Raw genomic sequence first — 21,531 nt, 5'->3', positions numbered from 1 at the left:
GCGTTGGTCGGCAAGCGGGCGGTACGACGGTCAGTTACGACCGAACGTGCTGTCGATGAAGTCGAAGAGTTCGTCGTCGCTGGCGTCGTCGATGACCTGGGCGGCGGCGCCAGCCGCGCCGGCGTCGCCGTCCCAGCGGCTGAGCAGCGCCCGGAGCCGGGCGGCGACCGCCGACCGGGTCGTCTCGTCGGAGGTCAGCTCTTCCAGGGCCTCCGGCGGGGTCGCGGCGAACGCCGCCTCCAGCCGCTCCAGCTCGTCGAGGAGCGTGGGCCCGGCCCGGCCGGGGCCGAGCTGCGCCATCAGGTGCCCCGTGAGGGCGTCCGGGGTGGGGTGGTCGAAGACCAGGGTGGCCGGCAGCGACAGGCCGGTGAGGGCGGTCAGCCGGTTCCGCAGGTCGACCGCGGTCAGCGAGTCGAAGCCCAGCTCGGTGAAGGACTGCCCGGCGCCGACCGCGGCCGGCGAGGAGTAGCCGAGCACCTCGGCGACCTGCCCGGTGACGAGTTCCTCGACCATGCGCCGGCGGTCCTCGTCGGACGCCCCGGCCAGGCGGTCGCGCAGGGCCCCGGCGGGCACCGCCCCGCCGGCGGCGGCGCGCCGCGGTCGCACGCCGACCAGGCCGCGCAGGGGAGCCGGAAGGTGGTCGACGGTGGTCAGGTCCCGCAGCGCGACCAGGTCGAGGCGTACGGGCAGCAGCAGGGCACGCCGGCTACGCCGGCTCGCGTCGAACAGGGCGAGCGCCTGCTCGGTGCCGAGCGGGGCGATGCCCTGACGGGCCATCCGTTCCCGCCGCGCGGCGCCCAACTGGCGGGTCATGCCGCTGCTCTCCTCCCACAGCCCCCAGGCCAGGGAGGTGGCGGAGAGCCCGGCGGCGCGCCGGTGGTGGGCCAGCCCGTCGAGGAAGGCGTTGGCGGCGGCGTAGTTGCCCTGACCGGGGCCGCCGAGCGGGCCGGCGATCGAGGAGAACAGCACGAACATCGGCAGGTCCAGGTGCCGGGTGAGGTCGTGCAGGTGCCAGGCGGCGTCCGCCTTGGGGCGCAGCACGGCGGCGGTCCGCTCGGGGGTCAGCGCGGTGACGACGGCGTCGTCGAGGACGCCGGCGGCGTGGACGACCCCGGTGAGCGGGTGCTCGGCCGGAATGTCGGCCAGCAGCGCGGCGAGCTGTTCCCGGTCGGCCACGTCGCAGGCGACGAGCCGGGCCTGGGCGCCCAGCCGGGCGAGGTCGGCGAGCAGGTCGGCCGCGCCGGGGGCCTCGGCGCCGCGCCGGCCGACCAGGAGCAGGTGGCGCACCTTGTGGGCGGCGACCAGGTGGCGGGCGAGCAGGCCGCCGAGGGTGCCGGTGGCGCCCGTGACGAGCACCGTCCCGTCCGGCAGCAGGTCGACCGCGCCGGTCGGGTCGGGCTCGGCGGGCGCCAGCCGGGGTACTAGGAGCCGGCCGTCCCGCAGCGCGAGCTGGGGCTCGTCGCCGGCCAACGCCCGGCCGAGCAGTTCGGCGTCGGTGTGCTCGTCGACGTCGACGAGGACGAACCGGCCCGGGTGTTCCAGTTGCGCGGCGCGGACCAGGCCCCAGACGGCCGCTGCGGGCAGGTCGGGCACGGTGTCGGCGTCGTCGGCGGGGACCGCGCCCCGGGTCAGCACCACGAGTCGCCGGTCGGCGAACCGGTCGTCGGCCAGCCACCGCTGCATCGTTGTCAGGATGTCGGCGAGGCGGTCCCGGGTGGGGCCGAGCGGCTCGCCCGCCGGGGCGGCGCCGGTCGGGAGCAGCACCAGCCGGGGGGCGTGCAGGCCGGCGTCGACGGCCTCGGCGAGGTCGGCCAGTCCGCCGGGCACCGCCGCGTCGGCGAGGGCGGCGGCCTCGCCGAGCGCCACGATCCCGGTGGCCCGCCGCGACGGCAGCGGCAGGGCGGTCCAGCGCAGGTCGAACAGCGGTACGTCGGTGGGCCCGGAGGCGTCGAGCTGGTCGGCGCCGACGGGCCGGGAGACCAGCGAGGCGACCCGGGCGACGGGGGCGCCCGCGCCGTCGGCGAGGGTCAGCGACACCGCCGAGCCGGCCCGTTCGACGCGTACCCGGAGGGTGGTGGCGCCGACGGCGGAGAGCGCGACGCCCGACCACGCGAACGGGAGCCGGGCCCCGGAGGCGTCGGCGTCGGCGTCGGCGTCGTCGGTGAGGCCGACGACGTGCAGCGCCGCGTCCAGCAGCGCCGGGTGGATGGCGAACGCCCCGGGGGCGGTGCCGTCCGGCAGCGCGACCTCCGCGAAGACCGCCTCGCCGGTACGCCACGCGGCGCGCAGCCCGCGGAACGTCGGCCCGTGGTCGACGCCGAGCCGGCCGAGCTGCTCGTAGATCGGCTCGACCGGTACGGCGGCGGCGTCGGGCGGCGGCCACTCGGTCAGCGCCTCGGCGGCGTCGGCGGCTGCGGGCGCGAGGATGCCCTCGGCGTGCCGGGTCCAGTCGCCGCGTGGGTCGTCGGCCGGGCGGGAGTGGATGGCGACCCGACGGCGGCCGTGCTCGTCGGGAGCGCCGAGGGTGAGCTGCACGGCACGGGCGCCCTGCTCGGGCAGCACGAGCGGGGCGGCGAGGGTCAGTTCGTCGAGCGCGTCGCAGCCGGCCTGCCCGCCCGCGTGCAGCGCCATCTCGACCAGCGCGGTGCCCGGGACGACGACGGAGCCCCAGACCACGTGGTCGGCGAGCCACGGCTGGGTCCGCACCGAGAGCCGGCCGCCGTGGATGCGTACGTCGTCGGCGGCGGAGACGAGCTGGGCGTTCAGCAGGGGGTGCCGACCGCTGTGTACGCCGAGTCCGGAGGCGTCCGCGCCGCCCCCGGCCGGGCCGGCGTCGAGCCAGTATCGCTGGCGTTGGAAGGCGTAGGTGGGCAGGTCCACGGTCCGGGACGGCTGACCGGTCTGCGCGGTGAACCAGGCAGCCCAGTCGATCGGTGTGCCCGTCACGTGCAACCTGGCCAACGCCGTGACCAGGCTCGTCGTGTCGGACTGGTCCCGACGCAGCGCAGGAATCTGCTGCACCGGCCGGTCGGCGGGCGTCTCCGCCGCCATCGCCGTCAGCGTCGCGTCCGGGCCGACCTCCAGGAACGTACTCACCCCACACCCGAGCAGCGTCGCGATGGCGTCGGAGAACCGGACCGTCTCCCGGACGTGCCGCACCCAGTACTCCGGGCCGGCGATCTCGGCCGGATCGGCCAGCTGGCCGGTCAGGTTGGAGACGATCGGCAGCTTCGGCGCCTGCCAGGTCAGCGTGTCGAGCACGGCCCGGAAGTCGTCCAGCATCGGCTCCATCAGGCGCGAATGGAACGCGTGACTGACCGACAACCGCTTGACCCGCCAACCCCGCCCGACGCAGAGCTGCCCAACCCGCTCAAGGTCAACTTCCGCACCGGACAGCACCACCGACCGAGGCCCGTTCACCGCCGCGACATCCACACTGTCACCGGCCAACTCGCGGACCTCGCCCTCGGACGCGCCCACCGCCAGCATCCCGCCACCAGCCGGCAACGCCTGCATCAGAGACCCACGAGCGGCAACCAGCTTGCAGGCGTCCTCCAACGACAACACCCCTGCCACACAGGCGGCAGTCACCTCACCGATCGAATGCCCAGCCAGATAGTCCGGCCGCACACCCCACGACGACAACAGCTCGTACAGGGCCACCTCGACCGCGAACAACCCCGCCTGCGTGAACACCGTCTGATCCAACAGCTCGGCCCCGGCAGAGCCCGCATCCGCGAACAGCACCGACTTCAACGGCTGCGGCAGCACCCGATCCAGCTGCCCGCACACCCCGTCGAGGGCCGAGGCGAACACCGGGAACGAGCCGTACAGCTCCCGACCCATCCCCACCCGCTGCGCACCCTGACCCGTGAACAGGAACGCCCGACGGCCGGTAACCACCTCACCGGAGACGACGGTGCCGGCCCCGCCCGCCCCGGCGAGGGCGTCGAGGCCCGCCAGCAACTCGTCCCGATCGGCACCCAGGACCACCGCACGGTGCTCCAACGCCGCCCGAGCGGTGGCAAGGGACCAGCCCACCTCCACCGCCGGCACACCCGACTCCCGCCGAGCGAACTCCACCAACCGCCCCGCCTGACCCGCCAGGGCCTCCGCCGACCGCCCCGACACCAACCACGGCACCACCGGCAGATCGGCAACCACCGTAACCTCGGCCTCGACGGCCTCGGCCTGCTCGATGATCACGTGCGCGTTCGTCCCCGAGATCCCGAACGACGACACCGCCGCCCGACGGGGACGGTCCACCACCGGCCACGGCGTCGACTCCGTCACCAACGACACCGCACCCGACGACCAGTCCACCTTCGACGACGGCGCGTCCACGTGCAGCGTCGCCGGCACCACACCGTGCCGCATCGCGAGGACCATCTTGAACACACCCGCCACACCCGCGGCGGCCTGCGTGTGACCGATGTTCGACTTGATCGACCCGAGCAGCAGCGGCTCCGCGCCGTCGCGGCCCTGGCCGTACGTGGCGAGCAGGGCCTGCGCCTCGATCGGATCACCCAGGGTGGTACCCGTGCCGTGCGCCTCCACCACGTCGACGTCGGACGCCGACAACCGCGCGTTCGCCAGGGCCTGCCGGATCACCCGCTGCTGCGACGGACCGTTCGGCGCCGTCAACCCGTTCGACGCCCCGTCCTGGTTCACCGCCGAGCCGCGTACCACCGCGAGCACCCGGTGGCCCAGGCGCTGCGCGTCGGACAGCCGCTCGACGAGGAGCATGCCGACGCCCTCGGCGAGGGAGGTGCCGTCGGCACCGTCGGCGAACGCCCGGCACCGGGCGGACATGGACAGGTTGCCCTGGCGGGTGAAGTCGACGAACACGGCGGGCGTGGGCATGACCGTCACGCCGCCGGCCAGGGCCAGGTCGGACTCGCCGGAGCGCAGCGACTGCACGGCGAGGTGCAGCGCCACCAGCGAGGACGAGCACGCGGTGTCGACGGTCACCGCCGGCCCCTCGAAGCCGAACGCGTACGCGACCCGCCCGGAGCTGATGCTGCCGGCGTTGCCGAGGCCGAGGTAGTCGACGACGCCGTCGGGTACGTCGGCGGCGCCGGCGGCGTAGTCGGCGTGGGTGAGCCCGGCGAAGACGCCGACGCGGGCGCCCTTCAGCCCGAGAGGGTCGACCCCGGCGGACTCGAACGCCTCCCACGAGGTCTCCAGCAGCAGCCGCTGCTGCGGGTCCATGGCCAGGGCCTCGCGGGGCGAGATGCCGAAGAAGCGCGGGTCGAAGTCACCCGCGTCGTGAACGAAGCCGCCCTCGCGTACGCAGGACGTCCCGGGGCGTTCCCGGGTCGGGTCGTACAGCTCGGCGAGGTCCCAGCCGCGGTCGGTCGGGAAGGGCCCGACGGCGTCCCCGGACGCGGCGACGAGATCCCACAGCGCCTCGGGGGAGGTGATCCCGCCGGGGAAGCGGCAGGCCATGCCGACGATGGCGATGGGCTGCTGCGCCTCGTCCTCGACGTCACGGAGCCGTTGCCGGGTCCGGCGCAGGTCGGTGGTGACCCTCTTCAGGTACTCCCGGAGCTTTTCTTCGGTGTCCATCAACCTGACCCATCGCGGTGGCCGGCGGAGACCTGACGTAGGCGACGGTACGAATGCGCGAATTCCTCAGGCCAGATCGGTTGTCGTCCCTTGAGCACAATTCTGCCGAGAGCCACGGGTCCCCTCTGCGGGGGAAAGCTATGGCGTCGCGATGACCTGCGACAACCCCTAACCCACGCCGCCGTCCGCTAGGGGTGGTCCCGGCCCGGTGGATCCGATTAGCGTCCGTTTGATCGCACGGCGCCCGCGTTGACGGCGGCGCCACCGGTGGAAGGACCGTGTACGAATGACCGACTCAGACAACGGCCTGTGGGTCCGCCGGTTCCACCCGGCGCCGGCCGGAGCCCCGCGGCTGGTGTGCCTGCCGCACGCCGGAGGGTCCGCGAGTTTCTACTTCCCGGTGTCGCGGGCGCTGTCGCCGGCCGTGGAGGTTCTCGCCATCCAGTACCCGGGGCGGCAGGACCGCCGCCACGAGCCGTGCGTCGGCACGATTCCGGAACTGGCCCGGCAGGTGTTCGGGGTGCTGAAGCCGTGGCTGGACCAGCCGCTGGCGATCTTCGGGCACAGCATGGGCGCGACGCTGGGCTTCGAGGTGGCACGGCTGATGGAGGCGGAGACGGGGCGGCCGGCGGCGCACCTGTTCCCGTCCGGGCGGCGGGCGCCGTCGTGCCACCGGCACGAGACGGTGCACCTGCTCGACGACGAGGGCCTGCTCGCCGACATGAAGAAGCTGAGCGGCACGAACGCCGCCGTGCTGGGTGACCCGGAGCTGCTGCGGGCGGCGCTGCCGGCGATCCGCAACGACTACCGGGCGGCGGAGACGTACGAGTACGCGCCGGGGCCGGCGTTGAGCTGCCCGGTGACGGTGTTCACCGGCGACGACGACCCGAAGGCCACGGTCGACGAGGCGAAGGCGTGGGAGCAGCACACCACGGGCGCGTTCGACCTGCACGTCTTCCCGGGCGGGCACTTCTTCCTGGCCCAGCACCAGGCGGCGATCCTGCGTACCATCTCGGCGGCCCTGGCCCGGACGGCGGTCGGCTGACCGCGCGGACGCGCACGCGGAGACGGCGCGGCCCCCGCCGCCCGGGACGACCCGGGGCGGCGGGGGCCGCGGCATGTCACGACTTGTGGCCGACGGCGATGACGTAGTCCAGCAGCGCCAGCTCCTTCTTGATCAGCTTCTCGTCACGCCAGTGGTTGGCCATGCCCTTGACCGCGCTGCGCTCGACCTCGGCCTGGAAGGCCGGGTCGCTGGGCCGGCTGGCCTGGAACTGCCGCCAGCCCTCCCAGGTGCGGTCCTGGATGGACTGCACGTCGGCGTTGACGAAGCCGGCGGCGGTCAACTGCTCGGCGTAGCCGGCCCGGTCGTGCCAGTTCTCGTCGGGGATGCTGAACTTGACGAAGCTGAGCGGGCCGGCGCTGATCGACATCCGGGGGGTGCCGTTGCTCAGCGGGATGATGTCGGCGGTGGCGAGGGTCCCCCCCGGCTTCAGCACCCGGAACGCCTCGGCGAAGAAGGCGCTGCGCGGGTAGAAGTGGAACGCCGACTCCAGGGCCACCACCCGGTCGAACGTGTTGTCCTCGAACGGCAGCGCGGTGGCGGTGCCGACCTGGAACTGGGCCTGCTCGGCGAGGCCCTCCTCGCGGGCGCGGGCCTGGGCGTGCTCGACGTGCCGGGGGGTGACGTTGATGCCGTGCACCTTGGCCACCCGGCGGTCCCGCAGCCAGGCGAAGTCCTGGTCGCCGTAGCCGAACCCGACGTCGAGGACGGTGTCGTCGGGCTTGAAGCCGGCGGCGTCGGCGAGCTTCATGGCCAGCGCCTCGCCGGCCACGTCGAGGCTGGTGACGCCCTCCTCCCAGTACCCGACGTTCATGTAGCGGGTGGTGCGGGCGGCGAACTCCACGCCCGGGGACTGGATCTCGTAGAAGCGACGGACGCGGGTGACCGGGTCCTTGGTGGTCAGGGTCCGGATGAGCCGGCCGAGGGTGCGCATGTTCTCCAGCAAGTGGGGCTCCTTCTCCAGTGGTGGTCAGGGTTGCAGCGCCCGGGCGGACACCTGCTGGCGCAGGTCGTCCACCAGGGCGGCCAGGCCGTCGGGGCCCGCCGCCACGCCGAAGACGTAGAAGTCGGGCCGGATCAGCACGGCATCGGCGGCCGCGCCGTCCAGGTACGTCAGGAGGACGCCGTCGAGGTCGACGACGTCTCCGTCGGCGGCGGGGGCGGCGTCGCCGGGGCGGACGGTGACCCGGCGGGCGTCGAGGACGTCGAGGAACGCCGCCCGGTCCACGTCGAGGCCGGGGGCCGGGTCGTCGCGGGTGAGGAGCACGAAGCCGGTGCCGACGACCTCGTCGAAGCGTCCGGTGCGTCCGCCGGCGGTCACCCTGCCCTGGGGCGCGGGGTCACCGGCGTGCGGGGCGGGCGCGCCGTCGGCGGCTCGGTGCAGCACGCCGTCGACGACGGCCTCGCGCAGCGACCGGGCGTGCCGCTGCTGGGTACGCCGGCGCAGCGCGGCGAGCATCACCGAGTCGCGGCCGGCGGCCTGCTTGGGATCGGTCTCGCAGATCACCTTGCCGGAGTCGATGGACATCCGGATGGCGTGCTGCACGTGCGCCCGCCGCTCCACCTCGTACGTGTCGAGCAGCGCCGGGTCGGCGAGGCCCCGGTGGACGAGGTCCAGCTTCCAGGCCAGGTTGACCGCGTCGCGGAAACCGGAGCTCAAGCCCTGGCCGAGGAACGGGGGCATGACGTGGGCGGCGTCCCCGGCGAGGAAGACCCGGCCGGAGCGCCACCGGTCGGCGTAGCAGGCCTGGGTGGTGTAGACGCCGTACCGGTCGAGGCGGGCGGTGGCGGGGGTGATGTCGAACAGGCCGAGCAGCCGCCACACGCTGTCGAGGCTCTGGAACTCCTCCAGGGTCTCCCCCGGCACCCGCATGAACTCCCAGCGGCGGTGGCCGGGTCCGGCGGAAACGGCGGTACGGGGGCGGGCCGGGTCGCAGATCTGCAGGTTGTTGGGCTTGAACTCGACCGGCTCGTTGAGCACGACGTCGCAGACCAGCCAGTCGTGGGTGAAGCCGAGGTCGGTGACGCCCGCGTCGAGCCAGCGGCGGACGAAGCTGTTCGCCCCGTCGCAGCCGAGCACCCAGCCGGCGGTGAAGGAGTGCTCGGCGCCGGCCGCGTCGACGGCGGTGACGTCCACCCGGTCGCCGTGGTCGGCCAGCGCCGTCACCTCCAGCCCGCGCAGCACCTCGACGCCGGGCAGGGCGGCGCCCCGCTCGGCGAGGCGGTCCTCCAGGCCGGGCTGGTAGAAGGAGGTGGAGTCGGGCCAGCCGGCGGGGCCGTCCTCGGCGACCTTGACGTGCAGCAGGGTCCGGCCGAAGCCGTTCTTCCAGGTGTACTCGCCGGACAGCTCGGTGACCGGGTCGTCGGCGGCCGGCGCGAGCACGTCGGCCAGGCCGCAGGCGGCGAGGATGCGGCTGGCCTCGCCGTCGTACGACACGGCCCGGGGCATGCTGTACGGGGTGGTGTGCTTCTCCACCACCCGTACGGTGAGGCCGCGCTGGGCGAGCAGGATCGCCGCCACCTGCCCGACCGGGCCGTAGCCCACGATCAGTACGTCGGTCATCGCCGTCCCTCGTGTAGTCCGCGTCGGGCCCGCGTCAGAGCCCGAGTTCCTGGTCGATCAGGCTGAAGATCTCGTCGTCGCTGGCGTCGTCGAGGTCGAGGTCGTCGTCGGTGGCGGACGCGCCGCGCATCGTGCGCCACTTGGCGACCAGCACCTCCAGCCGGGCGGCGACCTGGGTGTGCAGCTCCGGCTCGACCACCGTCTCGGTCAGCGCCCGCTCCAGGCTCTCCAGCTCGGTGAGGATCGCCGGGACGGCCTCGCCGCCGTCGGGGACGAGCTGGGCGCGCAGGTGGCCGGCCAGCGCGGTCGGGTCCGGGTAGTCGAAGATCACCGTCGCGGGCAGCCGGTGGCCGGTGGCCTCGGCGAGCCGGTTGCGCAGCTCGACGGCGGTCAGCGAGTCGAAGCCGATCTCGTTGAACGCCTGGCCGGGCCGGATGGCGTCCGGGCTGGCGTGGCCGAGCACGGTGGCCGCCTCGGCGCGGACCAGGTCGAGCAGCAGGGCCGACTGCTCGGCGGCGGTGAGCGCCCGGAGCCGGCCGGCGAGGTCCGGGCCGCCGCCGGCCGCCGCCGACCGGGCGCGGGGGCGTTCGCGCCGCACCAGGCCGCGCATGAGTGCGGGTACGGCGGCCCGGTCGGCGAGGGCGGCCACGTCGACCCGGGTGGGCACCAGGTGTTCCTCGGGCGCGGCCAGCCCGGCGTCGAACAGGGCCATCCCGAGGTCGGAGGGGATGGCGAGCTGGCCGTCGCGGGCGGTGATCCGGGGGTCGGTGCGGTCCAGCTTGGCGGTCATCGCGCTGGCCTGCTCCCAGAGGCCCCACGCGTACGACTGGGCGGGCAGGCCGGCGCCGCGGCGGGCGTGGGCGAGCGCGTCGAGGTACGCGTTGGCGGCGGCGTAGTTGCCCTGCCCGGGTACGCCGAACACGCCGGCACCGGAGGAGAACAGCACGAACGCGGCGAGGTCGAGGTGGCGGGTCGCCTCGTCGAGATGGCGGGCGGCGTCCACCTTGGGCCGGAACACGGTGTCGATCCGCTCGGGGGTGAGCGCGGTGACCACGCCGTCGTCGAGGACACCGGCGAGGTGGACCACGGCGGTGAGCGGGTGCTCGGCCGGGACGGCGGCGACCAGCCGGGCCACGGCGTCGCGGTCGGCGACGTCGGCGGCGGCCACGGTGACGGTGGCGCCGAGGGCGGTCAGCTCCCCGGTCAGCTCGGCCGCGCCGGGGGCGTCCGGGCCGCCGCGGCTGGCGAGCAGGAGGTGGCGCACCCCGTGCCGGGTGACCAGGCGGCGGGCGACGAGCCCGCCGAGCAGGCCGGTGCCGCCGGTGACGAGGACGGTGCCGTCGGGCTGCCAGCGGGCCGGCATGGTGAGCACGACCTTGCCGACGTGCCGGGCCTGGCTGACGTACCGGAAGGCGTCGGGCGCCTGGCGGACGTCCCAGGCGCGTACCGGCAGCGGGGTGAGTGTCCCGGCCGCGAACAGGCCCATCAGCTCGACGAGCATCCGCTGGATCTCGTCGGGGTCGACGGTGGTCAGGTCGTACGCCTGGTACGCGACGCCGGGATGGTCGGCGGCGACCTGGTCGGGGTCGCGCAGGTCGGTCTTGCCCATCTCGACGAACCGGCCGCCGCGGGGCAGCAGCCGCAGCGACGCGTCGACGAACTCCCGGGCGAGGGAGTCGAGCACGACGTCGACGCCGCGTCCGTCGGTGGCGGCGAGGAACGCCGCCTCGAAGTCGAGGGTGCGGGACGAGGCGAGGTGGTCGTCGGGTACGCCCATGGCCCGCAGGGCGGGCCACTTGCCGGGGCTGGCGGTGGCGTACACGTCGGCGCCGAGGTGGCGGGCGAGCTGGACGGCGGCCATGCCGACGCCGCCGGCGGCGGCGTGCACCAGCACGGACTCGCCGGCCCGCAGCCGGGCCAGGTTGACCAGCCCGTGGTACGCGGTGAGGAACACCACCGGCACCGAGGCGGCCTGCGCGAACGTCCAGCCGGCGGGAACCGGCACGAGCAGCCGGCGGTCGGTGACCGCGACCGGGCCGAAGCAGCCGACGAAGACGCCGAGCACCGGGTCGCCGGGGCGCAGGTCGGTGACGGCCGCCCCGACCTCGGTGACCACGCCGGCGGCCTCGCCGCCGGGCGGGCCGGGGTCGCCCGGGTAGAGGCCGAGCGCGTTGAGCACGTCGCGGAAGTTGAGGCCGGCGGCGCGTACCCGGACCCGCACGTCCAGCGGGCCGAGCGGCGCGTCGGCGGCGTCGGTGGCGACGAGGGCGAGGTTCTCCAGGCTGCCGCGCGTCGGGACGTCCAGCCGCCAGGCGTCCGCGCCGGCCGGCGGGGTGAGCGTCGGCGCGTCGGCGCGGCGGGCCAGCCGGGGGGCGTGCGGGGCGCCGCCGCGCAGCGCCACCTGGGGCTCCCCGGCGGCGAGGACGGCGGCGAGGTCCGCGGCGGTGGGCGCGGCGTCGGCGTCGAGCAGGACGAACCGGTCGGGGTGCTCGGACTGCGCGGAGCGCACCAGACCCCAGGCGGTCGCCGCGTCCGGGTCGGTCACCTCGGCGGGGCTGTGCACGCCGACCGCGCCCCGGGTGAGCAGGACCAGCGGGATCTCCGCCCAGCGGGGGTCGGCGAGCCAGCCCTGGACGAGGACGAGCGCCTCGGCGGCGACGCCGCGTGCCCGGTCGGTGCCGGCCGCAGTCCCGGCGCCGCCCGTGTCCGGCCCGTTCGGCGCGGGGTGGGCACCGCCGAGCGGGGCGAGGACGGCGTCCGGCGGGGGCGCGCCGTCGTCGACCGCACGGGCCAGGGCGGTCAGGTCGGGGTGGTGCGGGAGCCCCGCGACGGCCGGGCCGAGCGCCACGACCCGGGCCGGTCCGGCCGGCTCCGGGGCGGCCAGCGGCTGCCAGCCGAGGCGGAACAGGGCGTCGCGGATGCTCGCGTCCTCGGCGCCGAGCTCGGCGCGGGAGATGGGGCGCATGGCCAGGGACGCCACCTCGGCGACCGGCTCGCCGGCCGCGTCGGCGACGGTCAGGGCGATGGCGTGCGGCGCGACCTGGGTGACGCGGACGCGCAGCGCGGTGGCGCCGGCGGCGTGCAGGGTGACGCCGTTCCAGGCGAACGGCAGCAGCAGCCGTCCCGCCCCGGCCTTGGCGAGGCCGCCGAAGTGCGCGGCGTGCAGTGCGGCGTCGAGCAGGGCCGGGTGCAGCCCGTAGCGGGCGGCGTCGGCCCGCTCGGCCGGGGGCAGCTCCACCTCGGCGTACACCTCGTCGCCGCTGGTCCACACGGCGCGCAGCCCCTGGAACGCGGGCCCGTACGCGTACCCGTCGGCGGCGAGCCCGGCGTAGAAGCCGGCCAGGTCGACGGCGCGGGCGTGCGGCGGCGGCCAGGCGGCGAGGTCCGCGGGCTCGGCCGGCGAGTCGGCGGTGGACAGGGTGGCGGTGGCGTGCCGGGTCCACGGGGCGTCGGCCGGGTCGTCGGCGGGCCGGGAGTGCAGGGTCACCGGGCGGCGGCCGTCGTCGCCGGCCGGCCCCACGGCCACCTGCACCTGGGTCGCCCCGTCGGCGGGCAGGGCGAGCGGCGCCTCGATGACCAGCTCGTCGAGGCCGGGGCAGCCGACCTCGTCGCCGGCGCGCAGGCACAGCTCGACCAGGCCGGTGCCGGGCACGAGCACGGTCTCCATGACCCGGTGGTCGGCCAGCCACGGCTGGGCGGCGGCGGAGAGCCGGCCGGTGAGCAGGTGGCCCTTCGCCTCGGCGAGGGCCACGGACGCGCCGAGCAGCGGGTGCCCGGCGGCGTCGAGGCCGGCGGCGCCCACGTCGCCGGGGCCGCTGACGGGGCGGGGCCAGTAGCGGCGGTGGGCGAACGCGTACGTGGGCAGGTCGACGTGGCGCCCGCCGGCCAGGGCCGGCCGCCAGTCCACCGGCACCCCGGCCACGTGCAGCTGGGCCAGGGAGAGCAGGAACCGGGCCCGGTCGCCCTGGTCGCGCTGCACCGAGCCGACCACGATGGTGTCGTGGTCGGCGAGGGTCTCCTCGATGCCGACGGTGAGCACCGGGTGGGGGCTGCACTCGACGTACGTGTCGTGGCCCTCGGCGGCCAGCGCCCGGACGGCCCGTTCCAGCTCGACGGGCTGACGCAGGTTGCGGTACCAGTAGTCGGGGCCCAGCTCGGTGCCGTCGACCCAGCGCAGGTCGGTGGTGGAGAACATCGGCACGGCGGCCGGGCCGGGCGTGATGCCGGCGAGGGCGTCGGCCAGTTCGTCGCGGATGCGTTCGACGTGCGCGGAGTGGGAGGCGTAGTCCACGGCGATGCGGCGTACCCGGGCGTTCTCGGCGGCCAGGCTCGCGAGCAGTTCCTCGACGGCGGCCTCCTCGCCGGAGACCACCACGGCGGCGGGGCCGTTGACGGCGGCCACGGCGATCCGGTCCCCGTACGGGGCGACCCGCTCGCGGACCATGTCGGCGGGCAGCGCGACCGAGGCCATCGCCCCGTGCCCGGCGAGGGCCCGGATGGCGCGGCTGCGCAGCGCCACGACGCGGGCGGCGTCGGGCAGGGAGAGGATCCCGGCGACGCAGGCGGCGGCGATCTCGCCCTGCGAGTGGCCGACCACGGCGGCCGGCTGCACGCCGTACGAGCGCCACAGTTCGGCCAGCGACACCATCATGGCGAACAGGGCGGGCTGCACCACGTCGACCTGGTCGAGGCTCGGCGCGCCGGGGGTCTGGCGCAGCACGTCCAGCAGCGACCAGTCCAGGTGCGGCCGCAGCGCGGCGTCGCAGGCGGCCATCCGCTCGGCGAACACGGGGGCCTGGTCGAGCAGGTCCAGCCCCATGCCGAGCCACTGGGAGCCCTGGCCGGGGAAGACGAACACGCACCGACCGGCCGGGCCGGCGTCGCCGCGTACCAACTCGGGGGCCGGCCGGCCCTCGGCGAGCGCGTCGAGGGCGGCGGCGATCCGCTCGGGGTCGGCGCCGACGAGCACGGCCCGGGCGTCGAACGCGGCCCGGGTGGCGGCCAGCGACCAGGTCACGTCGACGGGGCGCTGGTCGGGGTGCGCGGCGAGGTGGGCGCGCAGCCGCCGGGCCTGCCCGGCCAGTGCCTCGGGGGTACGGGCCGACAGCAGCCACGGCAGCGCGGCGGGTTCGGCCGGCTCGGCGGGTGGCTCGTCGACCGGGGTGGGCTCGTCGACCGGGGCGGCCTCGACGATGACGTGGGCGTTGGTGCCGCTGATGCCGAACGACGACACGCCGGCCCGCGCCGGCCGGTCCTGGTGGGGCCACGGCCGGGCCTCGGTGAGCAGTTCGACCGACCCGGCGGCCCAGTCCACGCGGGAGGTGCGCCGCTCGGCGTGCAGGGTGCGGGGCAGGACGCCGTGCCGCATGGCGAGCACCATCTTGATCACTCCGGCGACACCGGCCGCGGCCTGCGTGTGCCCGAGGTTGGATTTGACGGAGCCGAGCAGCACGGGCGGGGCGTCGGCGGGGCGCTGGCCGTACGTGGCGAGGATCGCCTCGGCCTCGATCGGGTCGCCGAGCGGGGTGCCGGTGCCGTGCGCCTCGACCACGTCCACGTCGGCGGGGGTGAGCCGGGCGGCGCCGAGCGCGGCACGGATCACCCGCTCCTGGGAGGGGCCGTTCGGGGCGGTGAGCCCGTTGGACGCGCCGTCCTGGTTCACGGCGGTGCCGCGCACCACGGCGAGGACGGGGTGGCCGCGACGGCGGGCGTCGGAGAGCCGTTCGACGACGAGCATGCCGACGCCCTCGGACATGCCGAACCCGTCGGCCTCCTCCGCGAACGCCTTGCACCGGCCGTCGGCGGCGAGGCCGCGCTGGCGGCTGAACCCGGTCAGCCCGGCGGGGCTGGACAGCACGGACACGCCGCCGGCCAGGGCCAGGTCGCAGTCGCCCTGGCGCAGCGCCTGGACGGCCAGGTGCAGCGCGACGAGGGACGCCGAGCAGGCGGTGTCCACGGTGACGGCGGGCCCTTCCAGCCCGAGGGCGTACGCGACGCGGCCGGACAGGACGCTGCCGGCCGTGCCGGTGAGCAGGTGCCCCTCGTCGGCGGTGACCTCCCCGTCGTCGGAGGGGACGCCGGGGGCGATCTGGTCGGCGTAGTCCTGGCCGTGGGTGCCGGCGAAGACGCCGGTGCGGCTGCCGCGCAGCGCGCCCGGGTCGATGCCGGCCCGTTCCAGGGCCTCCCAGGAGGTCTCCAGCAGCAGCCGGTGCTGCGGGTCCATGGCGAGGGCCTCGCGGGGGCTGATGCCGAAGAACTCGGCGTCGAAGTCGGCGATCCCGGTGAGGAAGCCGCCCGAGCGCACGTACGTCTTCCCGGGCGTGCCGGGCACCGGGTCGTACAGGTCGGCGAGGGGCCAGCCCCGGTCGGTGGGCAGGTCGCCGACGACGTCGGCGCCGGCGTCGAGCAGCCGCCACAGCTCCTCGGGGGAGCCGATGCCGCCGGGGAACCGGCACGCCATGGCGACGACGGCGACCGGCTCGTCCAGGGCGACGGTGGTCGCGTCGGCGACCTCGGTGGCGGCGGTGCCGAGCAGCCGGGCGTGCAGGTGGGCGGCGAGCGCCTCCGGGGTGGGGTGGTTGAACACGGCGTGCGGCGCGAGCCGGACGCCGGTGGCGGCGGAGAGCCGGTTGCTCAGCTCGACCGCCATGAGGGAGTCGAAGCCGAGTTCCTTGAACGGGCGGCGGGGTTCGACCTGCTCGGGGCCGGCGTGCCCGACGACGGTGGCGCACCGGGTGCGGACCAGGTCCAGCAGCACGGCGGCGCGCTCGGGCTCGGCCAGCCCGGCCAGCCGGTCGGCGAACCCGGACCCGGACGCGGCGGCCTCCGCGTGGTTGACGGCCCGGCGCGGCGGCGGGGGCAGCAGCGCCCGCAGCAGGGCGGGCGCCTCCCCGGTGGCCCGGACGGCGGCCAGGTCCAGCCCGATCGGCACGAGGGCGGGCCGGTCGGCGTGCAGTGCGGCGTCGAAGAGGGCCAGGCCGGCGGCGGTGTCGAGGGGGCGGGTGCCGCCCCGGGCGAGGCGGGCCAGGTCGGCCTGGCCGAGCCGGCCGGCCATGCCGTCCTCTTCCGCCCACAGGCCCCATGCCAGGGCGGTGGCCGGCAGGCCGGCGGCACGGCGGTGCGCGGCGAGCCCGTCGAGGAACGCGTTGCCGGCCGCGTAGTTGCCCTGGCCGGGGCTGCCGAAGACGGCGGCGGCCGAGGAGAACAGCACGAACGCGGCGAGGTCGAGGCCGGCGGTCAGCTCGTGCAGGTGCCACGCGCCGTGCACCTTGGCCCGCAGGGTCCGCTCCCAGCGGGCCGCGTCCAGGCCGGTGAGCAGCGCGTCGTCGGTGGCCCCGGCGGCGTGCACGACAGCGACCAGCCGGTCGGCCAGCGGGGCGACGACCGCTTCGAGGACGGCCCGGTCGGCGACGTCGGCGGCGACCAGCCGGACGGTGACCCCCGCGTCGGTCAGCTCGGTCATCCAGTCGGCGGGCCGCGCGGTGCGGCTGAGCAGCACCAGCTCGGCGACGCCGTGCGCGCGGGCGAGGTGCGTGGCGACGTGCCGGCCGACGCCGCCGGTGCCGCCGGTGACCAGCACGGTGCCGCCCGCGAGGGCCGGGTGCGGCGCGCCGGGGGCGGTGCCGGCCTCGGCGCGCGGCGCCGCCGGGCCGAGAGGCGCGGCGGGGTGGTCGACCGGACGGAGCCGGGGCAGCAGGGCACGACCGTCGCGGACGGCCACCTCCGGCTCGTCGGGGCCGGCGGCCAGGGCCGCGCGGACGGCCGCGTCGTCGCCCGCGTCGAGGGTGAGCAGGAGGAACCGGTCGGGGTGCTCGGCCTGGGCGACCCTGACCAGCCCGGCGACCGGGGCGTGCACGGGGTCGCCGTCGCGTACGGCGAGGGCGAGCCGGGTGGTTTCCGCGCGGGGGTCGTCGAGCCAGCGCTGGAGCAGGCCGAGGACCTCCAGCCCGACGGCGTGCGCCCGCTCGGGCACGGCGTGCCCGGGGTCGCCGTCGCCGACCCGCAGCACCAGCAGCGGCGGCAGCGGCCCGTCCGGGGGCGTGCCGTCGGCGAGGGTCCAGGCGGGCACCGGCGCGGGCGGGGCGGCCGGGGGCAGCCAGTCGACGGCGTACAGGCCGGCGGGTGCCGGGGCGGCGGCCGGGGCTTCGGCGGGGGGCAGGTCGACGGCCCGCAGCACCACCCGGTCCGCGTCCAGCACGGGCGCGCCGGCGTCGTCGACGGCGCTGAGCGCGACCGCGTCCGCCCCGGCGGGGGCGAGACAGACCCGCAGCGCGTGCGCGCCGGCGGCGTGGGCCCGGACGCCCGACCAGTCGGTGGGCGCGACGGTCGCACCGGCCTCGGCGGTCGGGAAGTCGGCGAGCGGCAGCAGGCGCAGGGCCGCGTCCAGCACCAGCGGGTGTACGCCGTACCGCTCGGCGTCGGCGTCGCGGGCGTCCTCCGGCAGGCGTACGTCCACGTACAGCCGGTCCCCGGCGACCCACGCGGCCCGGGCCAGCTCGCCGGCCAGCGCGCGGCGCTGTGGCGTGCCGAGGTCCACGGGGCGCGCCCCGGCGGGCGGCCAGGGGGCGCCGGCCGGTCCTGCCGGTGCGCCGGCGGGCGAGAGGGCCGGCCCGGCGTGCGAGAGCGCCGGAGCGGCCTGCGGGTCGGCCGGGGCGAGCACCGCCTCGGCCACCTCCCGCCAGGGCTGGTCGTCGCCGGCCCGGACGTGGCAGCGGGCCAGCCGGCGCAGGTGCTCGTCCGGCCCGTCGACGGTGACCTGCACGTCCACGGCCAGCCCGGCGGGCAGCGGCACCGGCGCGGGGACGGTCAGCCGCTCCACGGTCGGGGCGTCGAGGAGCCCGCCGAGATGGGTGAGCACGTCGAGCAGGGCGGTGGCGGGCAGCAGCGGCGGCGCGCCGTCGGCCGGCGGGGCCAGCCACGGGTGGGTGGCCGCGGCGACCCGGCCGGTGCAGACGACCTGCCCGGTGCCGGCGACCGGCAGCACCGCGCCGAGCAGCGGGTGCCCGGCGTCGGCCAGCCCGACGTCGGCGGGGCCGCCGGCCACCGCCGAGTACGGCAGCCAGTAGTGCCGGCGCTGGAACGCGTACGTGGGCAGGTCGACGCGGCGGTGCGGGCCGGGGCCGGCCACGGCGGCCAGGTCCACGGCGACGCCCCGCGTGTGCAGCCGAGCCACGGCGGCGAGCAGCGCGTCGGGTTCGCCGTCGACGCCGCGCACGGCGGGCACGAACGCCAGGTCGTCGGCCTCGGCGGCCAGGCAGTCCTGGGCCATCGCGGTGAGCACGCCGGCCGGGCCGACCTCCAGGAACGTGGTGACGCCCTGGCGGCGCAGGGCGCGCACCCCGTCGAGGAAGCGGACGGTGCCCCGGACGTGCGCCACCCAGTACTCGGGCGAGCAGAGCCGGGCCGGGTCGGCCGGCTCGCCGGTCAGGTTGGACACCATCGGCAGGTGCGGGGCGCGGTAGGTGAGGCCGGCGGCGACCGCGCGGAACGCCTCGAGCATCGGCTCCATGCGCGGCGAGTGGAACGCGTGCGACACCCGTAGCCGGCTGGTCCGCCGGCCGGCGGCGCGCAGGGTGGCCGCGACGGCCAGCACGGCGTCCGTGTCGCCGGAGAGGACCACGCTGGTCGGGCCGTTGACGGCGGCGAGACCCACCCGGTCGGTCAGGTGGCCGGTCACCTCCGCCTCGTCGGCCTCGACGGCGACCATCGCGCCCCCGTCCGGGAGCTGCTGCATGAGCCGGGCCCGGGCGGCGACCAGGGCCGCCGCGTCGGCGAGGGAGAACACCCCGGCGACGTGCGCGGCGGCCAGCTCGCCGACGGAGTGCCCGCCCACGGCGTCGGGGCGTACGCCCCAGGACTCCAGCAGCCGGTACAGCGCCACCTCGAACGCGAACAGGCCCGGCTGGGTGTACAGGGTCCGGTCGAGCAGGCCGGCCGGCTCGGTCCCCTCCGTCGCGAACACCACGTCCGCGATCCGGTGCGGGGCGTGGCCGGCGAGGCAGCGGTCGAGTTCGGCGCAGGCGGCGTCGAAGGCATCGGCGAAGACGGGGTACGCGGCGTGCAGCGCGCGGCCCATGCCGGGCCGCTGGCCGCCCTGCCCGCCGAACAGCAGGCCGAGCTGCCCGTCGACGACCCGGCCGGTCAGCAGGGCGGCGGTGGCGGGCTCCTCCTCGCCCCGGGTGAGGGCGGTCAGGCCGGCCCGGGCGGCGGCCGGGTCGCCGGCCAGCACCACGGCCCGGTGCTCCAGGGCGGCGCGGGTGGTGGCCAGCGCGTGGCCGACGTCGGCGGGGTCGGCCTCCGCCCCGGGCCCGTCGAGCCAGGCGAGCAGGCGGGCGGCCTGGTCGCGCAGCGCCTCGCCGGTGGCCCCGGACAGCGGCCACGGCACGGGCGGCCGGGCCTCCGGGCCGGCCGCGGGTGCGGCCTCCGCGACGCGGCTGGCCACGGCGTCGGCGGCGGGGCCCGCCACGGCCCGCGCCTCGGTGGGGGCGGCCTCGACGATGACGTGGGCGTTGGTGCCGCTGATGCCGAACGAGGAGATCCCGGCGCGACGTGGCCGGCCGGTCCGGGGCCACGGCACGGAATCGGTGAGCAGCTCGACGCCGCCCGCCGACCAGTCCACCTCGGACGTCGGGGCGTCCACGTGCAGGGTGCGCGGCAGCGTCCCGTGCCGCATGGCGAGCACCATCTTGATCACCGCGGCGGCCCCGGCGGCGGCCTGGGTGTGGCCGAGGTTGGACTTCAGCGAGCCGAGCCGCAGCGGCTCCGCGTCGCCGCGTCCCGCCCCGTACGTGGCGAGCAGCGCCTGCGCCTCGATCGGGTCGCCGAGCCTCGTGCCGGTGCCGTGCGCCTCGACGGCGTCCACGTCGGCGGCGGTGAGCCCGGCGGCGGCCAGCGCCCGGCGGATGACCCGCTCCTGGGCCGGCCCGCTGGGGGCGGTCAGCCCGTTGGACGCGCCGTCCTGGTTGACGGCGCTGCCGCGCACCACGGCCAGCACGGGGTGCCCGTGGCGGCGTGCGTCGGAAAGGCGTTCCAGCAGCAGCAGGGCGACGCCCTCGGACCAGCCCGTACCGTCGGCGGCCCCGGCGAACGCCTTGCACCGGCCGTCCGGGGCCAGCCCGCGCTGCCGGCTGAACTCGACGAACGCCTGCGGCGTACCCATGATCGCGACGCCGCCGGCAACGGCGAGGGTGCAGTCCCCGGCGCGCAGGGCCTGGGCGGCCAGGTGCAGCGACACCAGCGACGACGAGCAGGCGGTGTCGACGGTGACCGCGGGCCCCTCCAGGCCGAGCGCGTACGCGACCCGCCCGGAGACGACGCTGCCGGCGGTGCCCACGCCGAGGTAGCCCTCGGTGCCGGGCGGGGCCTGGCGCAGGTTCGCCGCGTAGTCGTGGTGCATGACGCCCGCGAACACGCCGGTGGCGCTGCCACGCAGCGAGGTCGGGTCGATGCCGGCCCGCTCGAACAGCTCCCAGGACGTCTCCAGCAGCAGCCGCTGCTGCGGGTCCATGGCCAGCGCCTCGCGGGGGCTGATCGCGAACAGGGTGGCGTCGAAGTCCGCCGCGTCGGGCAGGAACCCGCCCACCCGCACGTACGAGGTGCCGGGCTGGTCGGGGTCGTCGGAGAACAGGTGGGCCAGGTCCCAGCCCCGGTCGGTGGGGAAACCGGTCAGCCCCTCCCGCCCGGAGTCGACGAGGTCCCACAGCTCCTCGGGCGAGGCGACCCCGCCGGGCAGCCGGCAGGCCATGGCCACGATGACGACCGGGTCGTCGGCGGCGGACCAGGCCGGCCCGTCCGGGGCGGCCACCGGCTCCGGGGCGGCGCCGCGCAGCCGGGCGGCGAGGTGCCGCGCGAGGGCGTCGGGGCTCGGGTGGTCGAACGCGGCCGTCGCGGAGAGCCGTACCCCGGTGGCGCGGGTCAGCCGGTCGCGCAGCGCGACGGCGGCGACGGAGGTGAAGCCGAGTTCCTTGAACGCGCGGCCCGGCCGGACGGCCGCCGGGCCGGGCAGGCCGGCGACCTCGGCGGTGGCGGCGCGGACCAGCCCGAGCAGGAGCCGGTCGCCCTCGGCGGTGGTCAGCGCGGCCAGCCGGCGGCGCAACTCGGCGTCGTCGGCGTCGCCGGGGCCGGTCCCGGCGGGCGCACGCCAGGCGGGGTGCGCCGGGTCGGCCGGGCCGGCGAGCAGGACGAGGTCGTCGCCGTCGTGGGCGGCGTCGAACGCGGCGAGGTCGGCGCGGACGGCGGCTGCGGCCTGGTCCGGCCCGCCCGACACGGATTCGTCGGTCCCGGCGGGCCCGGCCGCCGGGACCAGCCCGCCGGTCGTACCGACCAGCCGGGCGGGCAG

At 76.8% G+C, this 21,531-nt stretch carries 5 protein-coding genes; 1 reads left to right on the top strand and 4 read right to left on the bottom strand.

What is annotated here, in order from left to right:
- Positions 1 to 30 precede the first annotated feature (30 nt).
- Positions 31 to 5,568, bottom strand: a complete 5,538-nt coding sequence (locus AB0L34_RS15140) for an SDR family NAD(P)-dependent oxidoreductase (protein WP_363705114.1) — start codon at positions 5,566 to 5,568, stop codon at positions 31 to 33.
- Positions 5,569 to 5,854: 286 nt separating this feature from the next.
- On the opposite strand from AB0L34_RS15140, the gene AB0L34_RS15135 reads away from it, so the two are divergent.
- Positions 5,855 to 6,613 carry an alpha/beta fold hydrolase gene (locus AB0L34_RS15135; protein ID WP_350928012.1) on the top strand — a complete coding sequence of 253 codons (759 nt, stop codon included), beginning with the start codon at positions 5,855 to 5,857 and terminating at the stop codon, positions 6,611 to 6,613.
- Positions 6,614 to 6,689: 76 nt separating this feature from the next.
- On the opposite strand, the gene AB0L34_RS15130 is transcribed toward AB0L34_RS15135, so the two are convergent.
- From AB0L34_RS15130 to AB0L34_RS15120, 3 genes are read right to left on the bottom strand one after another with little or no spacing between them, the layout of a single operon-like run.
- Positions 6,690 to 7,577, bottom strand: a complete 888-nt coding sequence (locus tag AB0L34_RS15130; protein ID WP_363705113.1) for a methyltransferase domain-containing protein — start codon at positions 7,575 to 7,577, stop codon at positions 6,690 to 6,692.
- A gap of 24 nt (positions 7,578 to 7,601) precedes the next feature.
- Complete coding sequence (locus AB0L34_RS15125) at positions 7,602 to 9,194, bottom strand: bifunctional 3-(3-hydroxy-phenyl)propionate/3-hydroxycinnamic acid hydroxylase (RefSeq protein WP_363705112.1); 1,593 nt, start codon at positions 9,192 to 9,194, stop codon at positions 7,602 to 7,604.
- Between the two features lie 34 nt (positions 9,195 to 9,228).
- Entirely contained in the window at positions 9,229 to 21,459 is a 12,231-nt protein-coding gene (locus AB0L34_RS15120) for an SDR family NAD(P)-dependent oxidoreductase (RefSeq protein ID WP_363705111.1), read from the bottom strand.
- Positions 21,460 to 21,531: the final 72 nt, after the last annotated feature.

This window comes from Micromonospora sp. NPDC052213 (genome assembly GCF_040679695.1).
Lineage (GTDB): Bacteria > Actinomycetota > Actinomycetes > Mycobacteriales > Micromonosporaceae > Micromonospora.
The sequence above is the reverse complement of the archived record's forward strand: the minus strand, read 5'-3'. Positions and strand labels throughout refer to the sequence as shown.

Coding starts and splice junctions, on each gene's coding strand:
- AB0L34_RS15125 (WP_363705112.1), bottom strand. CDS start 9,194: ATGACCGACGTACTGATCGTGGGCTACGGCCCGGTCGGGCAGGTGGCG.
- AB0L34_RS15140 (WP_363705114.1), bottom strand. CDS start 5,568: ATGGACACCGAAGAAAAGCTCCGGGAGTACCTGAAGAGGGTCACCACC.
- AB0L34_RS15135 (WP_350928012.1), top strand. CDS start 5,855: ATGACCGACTCAGACAACGGCCTGTGGGTCCGCCGGTTCCACCCGGCG.